Raw genomic sequence first — 16,395 nt, forward strand, 5'->3', positions numbered from 1 at the left:
GGGTAGGTTGAACACCTGGCTCACTTTTACTTCGGCACTACCCGCAAAACTGGCTCAGTTTCCGGTCGGCGCCAACATTGGGGCTACTGAGCGCTAGTTGTTGGCGGGGTATCGCGATTGCACTTCCACATTTATCGCACCGATCGGAGCGCACTTTTATCGCGGCGCGCTTCAGCCGCCCTCAAGGTCCGTCAAGAGGGGGCGGTCCTCGCGTGCATCGCCATGTTGAGTTGTGCGCTCGCGCTGCCCAGCAAATGGCTCGGCCCGCCTCCAGGAGGCCCGCTGGCAGGTTTTTCCGGTTCATGTGTGCCCTGCCATTCCTCAACGGGAAACAGGCCCTGAGGGCTCGGCGGCGGCTTCTTGTGCGGCGGAAACGTGGCCGGCGAATGGCGTTGCGCACGAGCAACGCAGTGCCGTTTGCCGGTATTTTTGTCGGTATCTTCCAATAAGAAAAAGAAAAAATCCAATACTGTCGTGGCCTACCGCATGTTTTGCGGTTCCTGTCGAAGCACCACGTTGATGTCCAAAAATGTCCATCAACGTACGGCCGAACCGCAGTTCTCCCCTTGAGACATCAGCGAACCGTCCAGAGTCGTCCAAGACAATGTAACGCCATCCGGATCATTTGGCGTGCGCGCGCGCGTGTTCGTCCTTCTTCTTGAACAGGATCCACGGCTCCTGCCGTTCGCCGCCCTTGGCGATCTTCACCAACTCCCACAGGCCCTCGAGCTTCTGGCCATGCAAGCTGCCATCCGCATCGAGAAGACGTCCAGAGCCTTTATGCACCGTCAAGCGGGTCGCGACCATCCAGCGGCCTGCGGCAGCACCTGACGGGTTGGTGACCATCTCCCTTGCGATGAGACAGCCGCTAAGGTGACGTTGGATCTTTCAGTAGCGCACCCATGGTTCGTAGGAGAACTTCTGCCTCGCGGTTGCCGAGGGGGTAACCCTATCATGCGGTAGGAGCACTGGGGCTTCTGCTTTGCAGTGATTGCCGATATCCCTCGGCCTCGCGCGAATGGGTACTATCGGCCAAACCGGTCGTTCGGATGGGCCACGGTCATGCGCCTCCCTCCAACGCCCGCCGCAAACGACCTGGCGTCATCCCGAACTGCGTCTGAAAGTGGCGGATGAAATGTGACGCGTCGGCGAATCCGCATTCGAAGGCAATCTCGTTGATGCTGATGTCCGAGGTTGTGAGCAGCCATCGCCCGTACTTCAGGCGCAGGGTTCGGTAGTAGTCCGACGGGGTGAAGCCGGTTTCGGCGAGGAAAGCCCGTTCGAGCTGTCGCGGGTTCGAACCTACGAGGCGCGCGATGACGGCGATCTCCAGCGGCGGTGACAGGTTCTTCTCCATCAGCAGCACGACCTGACGCAGCTTGTCCTTCTCGGTCGTGATGTAGCCCAGCGCCTGACGACGCGCCATGTGGCTGCTGGACTTTCGCGGCGCGACGGTCATCTGGTGGATGACCTTGGCTGAGGTACCCGGGCCGCAATGCCGGCGCGCCAGTTCGGCGGCGAGTTCGATGATCGAGATGCCTCCGGCGCAGGTGATGCGATCCCGATCGACGTGGTAGTCGGTGTGAGTAACGAATGGATGGCCCGGAAACATGGCCTTCCAGTCATCGACGTGGAACGGATGAACGCAAGCGACGCGCTCGTCCATCAGTCTGTGACGGGCCAGCACGAAGCTTCCGGTGCAGACGCCGATCAATGGAATGCCGGCCTCCGCCACTTGCTTCAAATAGCGCGGATAGCCCGCGGGGACGCGATCGATCTGCGGTAGCAGACCGCCGATCACCGCCAAGTAGTCAAAGTCGAACGTGGACGAGAAGGCCTGCTGTACCGGCACCTCGATGCCGGAGCTGGCACGCACCGACTCGCCCTCCAGCCCGAGCACGCGCCAGGTGCAACGGACTTGGCGGCTGCGGTCGCCCATGTCGGCGGCGTGGCGCAGCGCATCACTGAGTCCGGCCAGCGACAGCAACGGAAACGTTGGCCACAACACGATGCCAATACGCAGTTCGGCCTGACGTGGCGAGCTGACCCGCGGAGGCGACTCGGCATCGAGCCAATCCAGCGTGGCTGTCTGGTGTGGCGGTGGCGCGGGTTCCCCGCCTCGGCGGCTCACCGGGATATCCCTGAATGTCGCATACGTTCTATTGTTGCTCGCACCGATACAGGAGGGTTTCGGCGTTCATTTCTACCATTTGCTCACGTCCTCTTTCTAGCCCTTCAATCTTTTCGGAGCCTCCATGAACATCGGCAAACTGCCCCGCCCCCTGTGTGCCCTGCTCACCCTCGTCGGCCTGCTTGCGAGTGTGCAGGCTCAAACCATCGAGGTGAACAAGCTGACGATCGCCTTCACCGGCGACATGCCCGGAACCGGTTATCAAGACGGCAAGATGATTGGCTACGACGGCGAGATCCTACAGCGCGTGGCCGACGCGCTGAAGCTGCAGGTCAAGCCTGCGCTGATGGAGTGGTCGGGCACGATCGCGTCCGTGCAAGCCAAACGCGTCGACGTGATGGCTGGCACCATGGGCTGGACCGAGCAGCGCTCGAAGATCATGACCTTGAGCGACCCGATCCACTACTTCAAGAACGGGATCATGCAGTCGTCCAAGACCAACTGGGCGACGCTAAAGGACCTGGAAGGCAAGAAGGTTGGCACGATCACCGGCTTTTCCTTCATTCCCGAGCTGCGCAAGATCACCGGCCTGCAGCTCAGCCAGTACGACACTTCAGACGCAGCGGTGCGCGACCTGCTCGCCGGCCGTATCGATGCCGTGATCGGCGACCCGCCGGTCGTGCAGTACGCCATCTCGCGCAACCCGCAATGGAACTTGCGCTTCAACGCCTTCACCGACAACAACCCAGACTTCCCGCTGCTCACCGGACTTGGTCAGGTGGTGTTCGGCCTTAACAAGGACAGCCCAGAACTGGCTAAGGCAGTGAACGCCGAGATCGCCAAGCTCTGGCAGGGCTGCGAGATCAAGAAGATCGGCGAACGTTACGGCCTGGTGCAAGACGTCTGGTATGTGCCAGTCGGCAAGAACTTCCGCGCCAGCGTGGATCGCCCGGCCGGCTGGCAATTGCCCGGCTGCAAGTAAACCGGTCCGTCATTCAGGCCACGTCAGTCGATGAACGCTATCGCTCCAGCCATCACCCCAGCCAGCGCGCAAGCGCTGCTACGCGTCCAGTCCCTGCGCAAGTCGTTCGGGAGCCTGGACGTGCTCAAGGGCATCTCGTTTGATCTGCAGCGCGGCGAGACGCTGGCGTTGCTGGGCCCCAGCGGCTCGGGCAAGTCCACCTGCCTGCGCTGCTTGAACTACCTGGAAAAACCCACGGAAGGCTCAGTCTTTCTAGAAGACGAGCGCATCGGTCAGGTGCCGGATCGGCGTGGTGAATTGCGCCTGATGACGGACACCGAACTGGCGCCGCAGCGTGCCGAGATGGCGATGGTGTTCCAGCTCTTCTATCTGTGGCCGCATCTGAGCGTGCGCGACAACGTGGCGCTCGGTCCGATCAAGTGCGCGGGCCTGAGCCGCGCCGAGGCCTACAACCTGGCCGATGAGATGCTGGAGAAGGTGCATCTGCGCCACAAGGCCGAAGAGTACCCGGAGCGCCTGTCCGGCGGCCAGCAGCAGCGGGTCGCGATCGCGCGAGCGCTGGCGCAGCGGCCCAAGGTGATGCTGTTCGACGAACCAACCTCGGCGCTCGACCCGGAACTGGTCGGCGAGGTGCTGGGCGTCATCAAAGAACTCGCGGAAGAAGGCCGCTCGATGATCCTGGTCACACACGAGATCAGCTTCGCTCGCGAGGTGGCCGACCGGGCGATCTTCATGGACGGCGGACACATCGTCGAGCAGGGCACGGCCATCGAGGTCATCGACCGGCCGCAGGCGGCGCGCACCAAGGCCTTCCTGTGTCAGGCGGGCGGCCGTGTCTCGTCTCAGCGCTGAAAAACCTGAGCGGTGATGAATACCTTTCTTGCCATCATCAAGACCTTGTCTGTCGGCGCGCTGACGGCCTTGCAGGTCTCTGTGGGCGCATTCCTGATCGCGGCGCTGTGCGGGCTGGCATTGGCGCTGGCGCGCACCTTCACTCACCGCCGCCTCGTGCAAGGCGCCATCGCGGCCTACAGCGAATGGATGCGCAACGTTCCGGCGCTGGCGCACTTGTTCGTCCTGTACTTCGGGCTCGCGTCCGCCGGCGTCCGGCTGTCGCCGGTGACAGCTGCCTGCGTGGGCTTAGGCCTGGTCGGGGCGGCCGTGTTGTGCGACATCTTCACGGCCGGATTGAGGTCCTTGCACACTGGCCAGCGCGAAGCTGCATTGGCCATCGGCCTCACGCCGACGCAAGTGCTGCGCTGTGTGCTGCTACCGCAGATGCTGCGTGTCACCTTGCCGTCGCTGGGCAACTACGGCAGCCAACTGGTCAAGGACACCTCCATTGCGTCGGCCATCGCTGTTCCCGAAATCATGTTCTACGCCCGCAACCTCGTGACTTCCACCTTCGAGACCACGCTGATCTATCTGGCCGCAATAGCACTCTACGCCGCCATCGTTCTGCCGATCATCTGGGGCTTCGCGAATGTCGAGCGCCGACTGGGAGTGGGTCGATGATCGAATTCTTCGCCACCTGTGCCGACTACTGGGGGGACTGGAGCGGGCGCCTGTGCAGCGCCGCGCTGGTGACCGTGGCACTGTCGCTCGCCGGCTTCGGCCTGGCGGCATTGCTCGGTTCACTGTTGACCTGGGCGCAGCGCAGGGGATCCCGCGGGCTTCAGCGCACCGCCGGCGTCTATGTGCAGTTCATCCGATCGGTGCCGCTGCTCGCGCTGCTACTGGCCATCTACTTCGCGCTGCCACAGGCCGGCGTCACGCTGTCGGGATTCTGGGCAGGCGTGTTGGGCCTGGGTCTGCAGGGGTCGGCCTACGTGGCCGAGATCCTGCGCAGTGGTCTCGGTTCAGTGCACAGGGGCCAGCGCGAGGCGGGCCTAGCCGTCGGCATGACGCCGCGGCAGGTCTTCGTGAACGTGAGCGCGCCGCAAGCCCTGCGCGTGATGATGCCGCCGTTGCTCAATGCCTATGTCTCGCTGCTGAAGGACAGCTCGCTGTGCGCGCTAATTGCTACCGATGAGCTGATGCTCACCGCGCGAGCGATCAGCAGCGAGTCCTTCCTGCCGCTGCACATCTTCCTGCTGGTGGGCCTCTTCTACTTCGCCATTGCATTCCCGCTGTCGCTGCTCTCGCGCTGGCTGGAGGCGCGGTTGGCGCGCGGCCGCCGTGTGATGGGCGGCGCAAACTGAGCGATGACGATGGCAGACACGTCATGCGCCGATCTCCGACGCGACGACCTCACGAACCCGTAATGAACATTCCCTATCTCGACGACGCGCGCATCGACGCGCTGCTGGTTGTCCCTGGCTGCGCGTCCGCGCTCGAAGCTGCCTTCACCGACCTCGCCCTTGGCCGCGCTACGGTGCATGCCCGGCATCGCACCGATTGCAGCGCAGTCAAGCTCAGCACGATGGGCGCGCTGTGGTCAGCGCGCCAGGTGTGGCCTGCGGTTGGCTTGCACTGGAGCGCAGCGGCCTGGCGAACTGGTCCGGCGCCACGAACCACGCTGCGTTCTGAAGGACCTGTGCCATGACCACCCTGGACACTGAACTCGCATTCGCAACCATCGGACGCCTGCAGGCACTGCTCGATGCCGGCGAAATCTGCAGCCGCGAACTGGTCGATTTGCATTTGTCGCGGATCGCGCGGCTGGACCCGGGCCTACACGCCTACGTCGATGTGCACGTGGCACAGTCCCAGTCCGCGGCCGATGGCCTCGATGCACTGCGGCGGGCCGGCGTGAAGCTCGGTCCGCTGCATGGCGTGACCGTAGCGGTCAAGGACCTGTTCGACATCGAGGGCTGGCCCACATCGGCGGGGTCGGTCGCACGGCCGCCCCGAATCGGCGAGGTCACCGCCACGGCCGTGCACAGGCTGCGGCAGGCCGGCGCAGTGGTGCTCGGCAAGACGCACACGGTGGAGTTCGCGTTCGGCGGATGGGGCACGAATGCCGTGATGGGGACGCCCTGGAACCCCTGGGACCTGACGACACGACGAGTGCCAGGTGGCTCGAGCAGCGGCTCCGCAGTGGCGGTGGCCGCCGGGATGGCGTGCGCGGCGATCGGCACGGACACCGGCGGCTCGGTGCGCATCCCGGCCGGGCTGTGCGGCGTCGTCGGACTCAAGACCACACACGGCATGGTGAGCCGTCACGGCCTGGTCGAGTTGTGCCCGACGCACGACACGGTCGGCCCGATCACGCGCGACGTTGCTGACTGCGCATTGCTGCTCGATGTGATCGCAGGGCCCGACCCGCTCGACGCGGCATCGCGTTCGTCTCCGGTGCGAAGGCTCGCGCCATCGCTGCGCTTTCCAGTCGCGGGTATGCGGGCGTGGGTGCTGCCGGACGGAGAGCGGCAGCATGTGGACGCCGAGGTGCTCTCGGTCTATGACGCGGCGTTGCAAGCCTTCCAGGACCTCGACGTCACGCTGGTGCGCCAGCCCTTGCCGACGTCGCTGACCGAAGCGATGCAGATCGCAGGTCAGTTGATGAGCGCCGAGGGTTACGCGAATCTCGGCGCGCTGTTCGAGCGCGACGACCTGGACTTCGATCCCCATGTGCGGCGCCGCATTCTGCTCGGACGCGACATCAGCGCGGCCCGCTACCAGCAACTGCTCGCCGCTCGGGCGCACGCCCAGGCGGCGATGCAGCAAGCCATGATGAACGTGGACGTCTGCATCTTCCCGACCAATGCCATCGCAGCGATTCCGGTGTCCGATGTGGACGAACTGCTCACGCCACTGTCGCTTTTGGGGCGTTTCGTGAACTTGCTCGATCTCTGCTCACTGGCCTTGCCCGCCGGCTTCACGCGACAAGGCTTGCCGGTGTCAGTGCAGGTGATTGGTCCCGGCCTCGGCGAACTGCAGGCCTTGCAGCTGGGCCACGCATACCAGCAAGCCACGTGCTGGCACCTGGCTCACCCGCGGGGCCTGGACTGAACGCGATGATCAGCAGGTGGCTTAGTTCCGATGACCCTAGTGCTCCAGTCGATGGGGTTCAGTCCAAGCCGCTGCGTCGGCCCAACTCGCCGAGCGCTCTGTACTCAGTCGGCGTCAGGCCCTTGCGTTTGAGGAAGTGCCTGTTGAAATTCGAAATGTTGTTGAAGCCGACGGCATAGCAGATGGCGCTGATCTGCCGGTCGCTATGGAGGAGCAACTGGCAGGCCTTGGCCACCCTCAGCTCGGCAACGAAGGCGGTGAATGTTCTGCCGGTGAGCTTGCGGAACTGGCGGGAAAGCGCCGCCTCGTGCATCCCGACCATGGCGCCGATCTCGGGCAGGCTGAATTCCTGCATGTAGTTCACCCGGAGGTAGTCCAGCACGGCGTAGATCTTTCCCGACCGGCAGCCGGCCAGGGGTTGCGCCTGCCCGTACTTCAGCTTCGTCAGGACCCTTGTGTCCTTCCATCGCGCGAGCTCGTCCAGAAGCGCCGAAAAAACCGAAAAGCGCTCCAGCCCTCGGCTTTGCTCGATTCGCGCCAAGTACTTCATAGCGGCTTCCCGGAACCCGACGAACTCGACGCCCTGATGGGCCCTGTCCAGAAGGCTTTCGGCCTCGCGCAGCTCCGGCAGCAGGACCATGCTCTTGCGCAAGGGTGCATCGGCGAATCGCAGAACGGGATTCGTCGCCGCGCGAGCGCCATCGGCTGTGCCCGTGAACCGGAAGTTGTGCGGCAGGCGCGGGCCGATCAGGACGACATTGCCCGATGCGAAGCTGTGGATCTCGTCCCCGACGAAAGCACAAGCAAACGGAGTCATGATGACGTGGAGTTCGAAATCCTGGTGGTAACGCAAGCGCCCGGGTTGCCATGGCACGCCATGCTCCGAAAAAGACAGGCAGGAATTCATGTCGAACAGCGACTGGCGAGGCTGCAGGTTCCTCGACTGCCTGTCGTCGAATTCGGGAAGTTGCAGCAAGGGATTGCAATCTTCCCCACTGGCGGCAACCGCCGGTTGTCGGAATCTCATCTGCATGATCTGAAGGCTATCGCGCCGGCGTCGACACCGATGTCCTGCGAACGCAGCGGGCGCCCGCCTATTTCACCGAGGAAACGATGGAAACGCCGTGGTCGGCCAGGTGCAGGCTCACTGGCGCGCCATGCGCCAAGGTCTGCCTGACTTCTGGCGACACCACGAAGATCTCGCCGAGCTGGCTGGAGAACGTGTACTCGACAGTGCTGCCAACGTAGGTTCTCTTGATCACCCGCGCCGCGAGGCCGTCGTTGGAGACGGGCCTGATGACCCAGGCCTCCGGACGCACCGCGACCTTCACGGGGCCCTGACCGATTCCCGCAGGTGCGGCGATGCTCAGGGTACCCAGGCCAACCCGTCGCTGTTCATCGCAAAGCCCATCGAACAGCATGGCCTCGCCCATGAAGCCCGCAACGAATTCGGATTGCGGCGATTCGTACAGTTCGTGCGGTGCCCCGCGCTGCGCGATCACCCCCTGATCCATCACGATGATGTGATCGCTGACCGCCAGCGCCTCGCTTTGGTCATGCGTCACGTAGGCCACCGTCAGGGAAAGGCGCTGCTGCAGCGAGCGGATCTCCTCGCGCATGGAGCGCCGCAGCCGGGCATCCAGGTTGGACAGCGGCTCGTCGAACAGGAGCACAGCAGGCTCCAGCGCAAGCGCACGCGCCAGCGCGACCCGCTGCTGCTGGCCACCCGAGAGCTCACTGGGCATGCGCTCGTTCATGCCCTTGAGGCCCACGGTCTCGAGCATCAGCCCCGCCTTTTCCCTGGCCTGAGGCGTTGGCAGGCCTGACATGCGCAGCCCGTAGGACACGTTCTCGATGACGCTCATGTGCGGGAACAACGCATAGCTCTGGAACACAAGGCTCACGTTCCGCAGCGCCGCACCGAGCGTGGTGACATCCGTGCCGTCGATGAAGATGCGGCCCGAGCTGGGGCTTTCCAGGCCCGCGATCATCCGCAGTGTCGTGGTCTTTCCGCATCCCGACGGTCCGAGGATGGTGGTCAGCGTTCCCTTCGGAACACCGAAGCTGATGTCCTTGACGACCATCGGCGCGCCGGCACCCGTGCCGTAGCTCTTGGAGACGTTCTTGAATTCGATGCCGTACATGAGTTTCTTTCGCTGGAGGATTGGGATCACGGCGATGCAGTTGCCGCCGGGCTGCGATGCACGTCGGACGCGCCGACGGGTGTTGCCGCCGCGGAAGCTCTTCTGCCCAGGCGGCGATTTCCGACCCGCCACTGGACCAGGCCCGTGACCAGTGCCATCAGGACGATCAGGACGGTGCTGTATGCCAGGGCCACGCCATAGTCGCCCTGGCCCACTCGCCCGATGATGAAAGTAGTGGCCAGTTCCGTCTCGGCCGTCACGAGGAAGATCACGGCGGAAACGGTGGTCATCGATCTCACGAAGCTGTAGATGAGCGATGCGGCCAGAGCAGGCTTGAGCAGCGGCAGCGTGACCGACCAGAGCGTCCGCGCCGTCGAGGCGCGAAGCATCAGCGAGGCCTCGTCGAGCGACTTGTCGAGCTGCTTGAATGCCGCGGCACCGGCCCGCACGCCCACCGGGAGATTCCGGAAGATGAAGCACATCACGATGATCAGGCCGGTGCCGGTCATCTCCAGCGGCGGAACGTTGAACACCAGGACATAGCTGACGCCCAGGACGGTCCCCGGAATCGCGAAAGCCATGAGCGCCGAGAACTCGAACACGCCCTGCGCGCGGAACTGGACACGGGCCAGCAGCCAGGCGATCAGCAGGCCCATGGCTGCCGTGAGCGGTGCCGCAATCGCGGCCAGCCGCACCGTCGTGAAGAGCGAGTCCCAGGCCACGCCGATCCATTGCACGGCACCACCCTCGATCGCAACCTCGAAGGCCGTGCGGAAGTGGGCAAGGGTCGGCGAATAGTTCCGTCCCCAGGTCTGCACAAAGCCGCCGCAGAACGCGAAGACGTAGACAACCAGAGTGAAGATCAGCCAGGGCACGACCACGCACAGCGCCGCGCGCCGCAGCCCGTCGGGCAGGCGCATCGCAAGCCCTGCGTCGCCCTTGCCCGAAACGGTGGTGAAGTTCTTCCGGCCGAGGACGCGGCGCTGCAGCGCGAAGACGCCCAGGGCGAACACGGTGAGGATGAGCGCGAGCGCGGCTGCCCTGCCCTGATCGAACTGGGCGCCGACGATGGCGAAGAAGATCTCCGTGGACAGGACCGAGAACTGCCCGCCGACGACGATCGGGTTGCCGAAGTCGGCGATGCTCTCGATAAAGCCGACGAGAAACGCATTCGTGAGCCCCGGCAGCATCAACGGGAAGGTGACGTACAGGAAGGTGCGCCAGCCGCCCGCGCGCAGGGTCTGCGATGCCTCTTCGAGCGAAGGGCTGATGCCCTCGATGACGCCGCGCACGATCAGGAAGGCGATCGGTGTGAACGCGAACAGCTGCGCAAGCCAGACGCCGAACCAGCCATAGAACCAGCGCGTAGGCTCCACGCCGAAGGCCCACTCGATCAGTTGGTTGACGATGCCCGCCCTCCCGAACAGGAGGATGAGGCCCAATCCCACGACGAAGGGAGGCGTGATGATGGGCAGAGGCGCGAGGAATCGAAGCGCGTTGCGGATTCTGGAGTCGCTGCGGTTCTCGATCAGGGCCAGCAGCGTTCCGAGCACCGTCGTTGTGAGGCCGGTCAGCGTGGCCAGTGCCAGCGTGTTCCACGCGACGCCGCAGCTCTGCGCGGAGTATGCGCAGCCGATGCCCCAGATCCGCTCGCTCGCGATCCGTGCGAGCCAGGCCGCAACACTGGGGTGGCCGCTGTCGTCGAGGAAGGCGCCGGACAACGACCTGAAGACCGGAAAGGCGACGAAGGTGACCAGCAGACTGCTGGCGCCGAGCACCGCCGCCGCGACGAACAGGTCGCCGCGGAATGCGCCGGTTCGCGCCATGCCGAATGCGGCCAGCATAAGAAGCGAACACAGCACCAGCATGGCCCCCCAGCCGAAACCTGGCTGGCTTGCGCCGTGGATCACGCTAGTTGCGGGCAATCCGATGGCGAAGCCCTGGAGAAGCATTCCCGCCACGCCCAGCGCGCTGCACCAAGCGAGGAGGCGGCCCTGGGCGACCCCCGGCGTCATGCGCAGGGATACCAGCGCAACGACCAGCGGCCAGACCCCCACGGCAAGCCAGGGACGCCGATGCAGCAGAATCTGGGCGAGCGCGCTGGAGCTGTCATGCCCGGCAAACAATTCGCCGATGCTCTGGAGTCCGGACAAGCCTTCGGGCAGCGCATACCAGGGGAGGACGCAGAAAGCGACGAAGCCGATGATCGACCAGACCGCGATCGGTCGGTTGTTGTCGTTGAGTTTCATGCCGGACCGATCAACGTGGCAGGGAATTGACCTCGCGGTCCCAGCGTTCGATCAGGCGCTTGCGCTCTGCCGATTGCCCGTACTTCGCGTAGTCGTAGTCGATGAGGCGGATCTTGCGGAAATCGGGAACGTGGCTGTCCAGCCTGGCCGACTTGTTCGAGGGCAGCTGGAACTGATGCGCCGCGGCTGCCAGCTGCTGCGCCGCCGGCGTCAGGGCCCACTCATAGAACTTCCTCGCGTTATCGAGGTTGCGTGCGCCCTTGACGATCGACATCGATCCGATCTCCGCGCCCGTTCCCTCGCAGGGTGTCGCGGTCGCGATCGGAAAGCCCTGCATCTGCTCGCTGGGCGCGTCATGGACGAAGCTGATGGAAACAGTGGTCTCACCGCGGGCCGCAGCCTTGATGGGACCCGTGCCGGAGCGCGCGTACTGCCCGACGTTCCTGTGCAGAGCCTTCATGTACTCGAAAGCCTTGTCCTCCCCCATCAGCTGCACCAGGGTCGCGATCATGGTGTAGGCGGTGCCCGAGCTCGCCGGGTTGGCAACCTGGATCTCGCCGCGCAGCGCCGGTGAGAGCAAGTCCTTCCAGCACTTGGGCTCGGGCAGCTTCTTCTTCGCCAGCAGCTCGGTGTTGAATGCAAAACCCAGCGGACCGGAGTACACGCCGACGGTCCGCCATTTCGATTGTTCGGCCTGCGACTGCGACCAGGCGTGGAGCTGCGGGAGGGACGGCGACCTGTACTCGAGCGTCAAGTCCTGCTCCGCGGCCTGCAGATGGGGATCGCCCGTGCCGCCGAACCACACGTCGGTCTTCGGATTGCTGCGCTCCGCCAGCAGCTGCGCCAGCGCCTCGCCACTGCCTCGCTTGAGCACATTGACCTTGATGCCGGAACTGCGGGCGAAGGTCGTGCTCATCAGCGAGCACCATTCGTCCTGGACGGAACAGATGACGTTCAGCTGGCCTGCGCCCTGCGCGTGGGCGACAGGCACGCCGGTCAGACCGGTCATGCCTGCCATGGCGAGGACCGCGAGAGCGGCAAGCGCGTTTTTCTTCTTCATGTTCGTCTCCTTGACGGTTGAAACCAGAGAAATTTGTGAAAGCACTGCCCCCAGCCACGCGAAGGCTGTGAAAAGGCACGGATTGAAGGACGCGGCAAGCGCAGCGATGCGGCACGCCGCGCCGTCGGCGGTCAGGGCCCCTGGCTCCAGCGAACCACGGCGTCGACGCCGATGACGCGGCCGCCGTCGACGCGGTTGTGAATCTCCATGGTCGCGCCCATGGCTTCCGCGATCTGCCGACAGATGGACAGCCCCAGCCCAACACCGCCCTTGGTCGCCGAGAACGCCTGGAACAGCCTCGGGCGCAACGCATCGTCCAAGCCGGGCCCACCGTCCCACACCACCAGTTCGATCGTTGCGGCATAGGCGCGCATCAGGATGCCGAGCCGGCCGCCGTCGGGCGTGTGATGTATCGCGTTCGCAAGCAAGTTGCGAAGCAGCTCGCCGAGCATGAGCGGATCGCCGGTGGCGCCAAGCCCATCGTCGCCTTCGAGCGCGAAGTCCAGGCGCTTGGCCGCGACGAGCGGTGCGAGCTCCATTACCGCGTCCAGGGCCACGGCGTGCAGCAGCACGGTCTGCAGCCGGCCCGCACGCTTGATCTGCTCGAGCTTGCTCAGGCTGAGCAGCTGATTGGCCATGTCCGTCGCCCGATCCACCGTATGCAGCATCTGCGGCAGGATCTCGGAGGCCGGCACATCGCCCGCGATGGCCGACTGCAGCTGAGTCCGGAGCACCGACATGGGGGTGCGCAGCTGGTGCGACGCGTCGGCGAGGAAGCGGCGCTGCTCTTCCACCCATTCGCGCTGCCGCAGATGGAGTTCGTGCATGCGCGCCATCGCCGGGCGCAGCTCGGACGGCCCGTCGTAGAGACCGACATCCAGTTGCGGCGCATCGAGGGCCTGGCGGGCACGCTCCAGCCATCGCGAGGTCATGGCCACACCCGAGATCACCACCAGGGACATGCCGACGGCTGCCACGCCGATCCATCCGAGCAGCTGCCCGGGGAGCTCGTCCCAGACCTCGAAGCGTGCACGCATCGGTTCGGCAAACTGGACGACCACCTTCCGGTCAGGAGCGTGGGCGTCCTTTCGCAGGGCCGCCACGGCCCGCACGGAGGTCCCGCTCCGCTGGCTCACATAGAAGCGGGGATCACCGGACTCCGGCAGGGTCGCCGTCCACGGAAATGCCTCGAGCATGCGGTCGCCCGCGATCAGGCTTCCGTCGATGGCACTGACCCGATAGAACGATGGCACCGGCGGCACCGGGCCCTGAACGCCTTGCACCTCGCCACCGCCTGCCGCGTCGATCCGCCCAAGCTTCGCGACGAGGCGGGCATCCTGCTCGCGCGCCAAGGTGATCAGGCCCGCCACCAGATGGACGAGCACGAGGCACGCGATCAGGAGCCATAGCCCCCCGAGGAGCCATAGAAGCAGGAAGTGCCGAAGCGACCCGGCGCGCGGCGGTTGAAGCGGCGACTTCATGTCAAGGGAGTGGACGCTGCGCCGCCACCGACGCGTCGTCGCACAACAGATATCCGACTCCCCGCAGGTTCAGCACCTCGACATTCGCGCCGACCAGCTTCTTCCGGAGCCGGTGTACGACGACGTCGATGGCGTCCGCCTGCGCCGCGTCCGCGCCGAACACCGCGTCCCTCAGTACCTCCCTGGGGACGACGTGCTCGACGCGTGACATCAGCTTTTTCAGGAGATCGGCCTCGCGCTGCGAGAGATCGAGCGGGCTCTGGTCCTTGTAGAAAACATTGGCTGACGCCTCGTAGCGCAGTCGTCCGCACCTGAACTCCCCGTCGCGCCCGAAGCGGCGGGTCAACGCGCCAACGCGCGCGATCAACTCCTCCAGGTCGAACGGCTTGGCCAGATAGTCATCGGCCCCTGCGTTGAGACCGGCGATCCGGTCCCCGACAGCGCCCCTGGCAGTCAGCACGAGCACCGGGGTCGCATTTCCGTCGCCGCGCAGACGGTGAAGGAGCTCGAGCCCGTCGAGCCCGGGAAGCGAGAGGTCGAGCACGATGATGTCGAAGCTCTTCTTGCGAGCCGCGGCCAAGGCCTCGACGCCGTCGCTGCAGCACAGCAGTTCGAAGCCGCGCGACGACAAGCTGCGGGAGAGCACCCCCGACAGGTCAAAGTCGTCTTCCACGAGCAAAAGCTTCATGGACGAATGGTGCCATCAAGGGCCTTGCCATGAACTGGGGCTTGCACCACGCACAGTCGAAAGACAGTCGAAAGAAAGACCGCCCGGCCTGAAGCCGATGCCGCCGGGCTCGCACTTGCGCCCCGGGCGACCGGCACGTTCATGGCCGCCGGCATCCATCTTCCGGACTCGAGTCTTTCAACATGCTTTCGCACAGTCACCGTGCTTTTCCTCTCGGCACCAGCGCATGACGACTCAATCATGGATTCGGGGCTGCGCATCTGGCTGCTCAGGTGTCCGCTCCCTTGCCCACCAACGACACATGCTGAAAAAGCATCAGGAGACACAGTGAAACGACGTCATTTTTTGATCGGGGCCGGCGCTGCCGGATGCACACCCGCCTGGGCGCAAGGCACGCCCCAGGCCGCAAAACCGCCCGGGCCTCAGCCCACCGCCCGGCTGGCCTTCGGACTCATCAGCCCCCGGGATCCCGAAGTCATGCTGAAGAACTGGAATCCGTTCCTCGATCGGATGGCGCTTGCAACGGGTACTTCGATAGACCGGCGCGTGTTCGGCGCCGCCGACGAGATCGTGAAGGAATTCGCAGCGGGGAGCATGGATGTAGCGTGGCTCGGAAATGCAGCCGCGCTGGACGTCGTGGAGATGGGGGTCGGCAGCGTATTCGCCACCATGGTGAACCAGGGCAAGGCTTCCTATCGCTCGATCCTCATCGTGCCGCAAGACAGCAAGCTGCGCGATCTCGAGGACCTGATCCGCTCGGCCCCGCAGCTGCGCTTCGGCGATGGCGACGAAAAGAGTGCTTCGGGACATCTCGTCCCGATGTACTTCGCTTTCGTCAAGAAGGGAGTGATCGACCCGGCGGGACTGTTCAGGGAAGTCCGGCGCGGAAGCCACGAGGCCAACCTGCTGGCCGTTGCCAAGGGGGAGGTCGATGTCGCGACCAACAACACTTCGGAGCTGGACAACCTTCGCTCCCGGCGCCCGGCCGACGCCGCGAAGATCCGCGTGCTGTGGGAGTCGCCTGACATTCCCGAATCCCCGATGGTCTGGCGCACCGAGCTGCCGCAGCAGCTGAAACAGAGGATCGCCTCATTCACCTACGGATTCGGTACCAAGGATCCGGAGGAGAAAAGGATCCTCTGGGACATCAACAAACTGACCGGCTGGCGCCAGTCCTCGAACCGGCAGCTCATCACCATCGCGAACCTGGAAATGTTCAAGGCGAGCCAGCAGATCATGCGCGACCCCGGGCTGAGCGAGAAGGAGCGGATGCAGAAGGCCGGCGCGGTCATGCAGCGCGGCTCGAGGATGGAGCAGCTGCTGCGATCTACGAGCTAAGAATGATCTGAACAAGTCCACAGTCCTGTCGCAGGACGTTGAAGAGACGAAGGTGGAGTGCACCATTTGCCGCAAGGTTGCTCTCGTGGTGAAAGTTGAAGTAGATCGACTGGCGGTTGGCCACAAGCGTGAAGCTGCTGAAATCCCAGTTTATCGCTGCATTGCCGTGGCATGTCGAGCAGGGACGCGCCGCCTTGCAGATCAACATTTGAGATCGAAGAATCTCTTGCGAATCTGATAGAGCCTTACTTCTGCCTCTGCTCGTGCCTTGAACGAAGTGCCCTTCAACTTCGAAGATGTAGTGCCTGAGCCTCGGGCCACCTATACCGTGCGTCTGGCGGACTATGGCCTGCGCCGGGACCAGGACCAGT

At 64.5% G+C, this 16,395-nt stretch carries 15 protein-coding genes; 7 read left to right on the plus strand and 8 right to left on the minus strand.

Features of this window, described 5'->3' with window-relative positions; all coding sequences use genetic code 11:
* Positions 1-621: 621 nt before the first annotated feature.
* Together ACCC97_RS19255 and ACCC97_RS19260 are read right to left on the minus strand one after the other, a co-directional pair.
* Positions 622-846, minus strand: a complete 225-nt coding sequence (locus ACCC97_RS19255; protein ID WP_157632160.1) for a hypothetical protein — start codon at positions 844-846, stop codon at positions 622-624.
* Positions 847-1,060: 214 nt separating this feature from the next.
* Positions 1,061-2,131 (minus strand): GlxA family transcriptional regulator, encoded by a 1,071-nt coding sequence (locus ACCC97_RS19260; RefSeq protein WP_237726057.1) that lies wholly within the window; start codon positions 2,129-2,131, stop codon positions 1,061-1,063.
* 124 nt (positions 2,132-2,255) lie between these two features.
* On the opposite strand from ACCC97_RS19260, the gene ACCC97_RS19265 reads away from it, so the two are divergent.
* The 6 genes from ACCC97_RS19265 to ACCC97_RS19290 all read left to right on the plus strand — a co-directional run bounded on the left by ACCC97_RS19265 (position 2,256) and on the right by ACCC97_RS19290 (position 7,064).
* Positions 2,256-3,113 carry an ABC transporter substrate-binding protein gene (locus tag ACCC97_RS19265; protein WP_007831017.1) on the plus strand — a complete coding sequence of 286 codons (858 nt, stop codon included), beginning with the start codon at positions 2,256-2,258 and terminating at the stop codon, positions 3,111-3,113.
* A 30-nt stretch (positions 3,114-3,143) separates the two neighbouring features.
* Complete coding sequence (locus ACCC97_RS19270) at positions 3,144-3,965, plus strand: amino acid ABC transporter ATP-binding protein (RefSeq protein WP_413334425.1); 822 nt, start codon at positions 3,144-3,146, stop codon at positions 3,963-3,965.
* A gap of 15 nt (positions 3,966-3,980) precedes the next feature.
* On the plus strand, positions 3,981-4,628 hold the full coding sequence (locus tag ACCC97_RS19275; protein WP_413334427.1) for an amino acid ABC transporter permease: 648 nt from the start codon (positions 3,981-3,983) through the stop codon (positions 4,626-4,628).
* Positions 4,625-5,314: an amino acid ABC transporter permease gene (locus tag ACCC97_RS19280; protein ID WP_007831011.1), complete on the plus strand. Its 690-nt coding sequence runs from the start codon at positions 4,625-4,627 to the stop codon at positions 5,312-5,314. Before ACCC97_RS19275 ends, ACCC97_RS19280 begins: the two co-directional genes overlap by 4 nt.
* A gap of 62 nt (positions 5,315-5,376) precedes the next feature.
* Complete coding sequence (locus ACCC97_RS19285; RefSeq protein ID WP_042673049.1) at positions 5,377-5,658, plus strand: hypothetical protein; 282 nt, start codon at positions 5,377-5,379, stop codon at positions 5,656-5,658.
* Complete coding sequence (locus ACCC97_RS19290; protein ID WP_007831008.1) at positions 5,655-7,064, plus strand: amidase; 1,410 nt, start codon at positions 5,655-5,657, stop codon at positions 7,062-7,064. The genes ACCC97_RS19285 and ACCC97_RS19290 overlap by 4 nt, the downstream gene beginning before the upstream one ends.
* Positions 7,065-7,122: 58 nt before the next feature.
* Here the strand turns inward: ACCC97_RS19290 and ACCC97_RS19295 are convergent, their stop codons facing one another.
* The 6 genes from ACCC97_RS19295 to ACCC97_RS19320 form a co-directional block, all read right to left on the minus strand.
* Positions 7,123-8,040 carry a helix-turn-helix domain-containing protein gene (locus ACCC97_RS19295; protein ID WP_413334430.1) on the minus strand — a complete coding sequence of 306 codons (918 nt, stop codon included), beginning with the start codon at positions 8,038-8,040 and terminating at the stop codon, positions 7,123-7,125.
* 118 nt (positions 8,041-8,158) lie between these two features.
* On the minus strand, positions 8,159-9,208 hold the full coding sequence (locus tag ACCC97_RS19300) for an ABC transporter ATP-binding protein (RefSeq protein WP_413334432.1): 1,050 nt from the start codon (positions 9,206-9,208) through the stop codon (positions 8,159-8,161).
* A gap of 26 nt (positions 9,209-9,234) precedes the next feature.
* Complete coding sequence (locus ACCC97_RS19305; protein ID WP_413334434.1) at positions 9,235-11,457, minus strand: ABC transporter permease; 2,223 nt, start codon at positions 11,455-11,457, stop codon at positions 9,235-9,237.
* Positions 11,458-11,467: 10 nt separating this feature from the next.
* The gene (locus ACCC97_RS19310; protein ID WP_007831004.1) at positions 11,468-12,517 is read right to left on the minus strand and encodes an ABC transporter substrate-binding protein; all 1,050 of its coding nucleotides are present in this window, start codon (positions 12,515-12,517) and stop codon (positions 11,468-11,470) included.
* Between the two features lie 131 nt (positions 12,518-12,648).
* Positions 12,649-13,998, minus strand: coding sequence for an ATP-binding protein (locus tag ACCC97_RS19315; protein ID WP_007831002.1), 1,350 nt, complete (start codon positions 13,996-13,998; stop codon positions 12,649-12,651).
* 1 nt (position 13,999) lies between these two features.
* The gene (locus ACCC97_RS19320) at positions 14,000-14,686 is read right to left on the minus strand and encodes a response regulator transcription factor (protein WP_413334437.1); all 687 of its coding nucleotides are present in this window, start codon (positions 14,684-14,686) and stop codon (positions 14,000-14,002) included.
* 327 nt (positions 14,687-15,013) lie between these two features.
* On the opposite strand from ACCC97_RS19320, the gene phnD reads away from it, so the two are divergent.
* Entirely contained in the window at positions 15,014-16,024 is a 1,011-nt protein-coding gene (gene phnD / locus ACCC97_RS19325) for a phosphate/phosphite/phosphonate ABC transporter substrate-binding protein (protein ID WP_007830998.1), read from the plus strand.
* Positions 16,025-16,395 lie beyond the last annotated feature (371 nt).

It is taken from the genome of Variovorax sp. Varisp85, from assembly GCF_047304045.1.
Lineage (GTDB): Bacteria > Pseudomonadota > Gammaproteobacteria > Burkholderiales > Burkholderiaceae_C > Variovorax.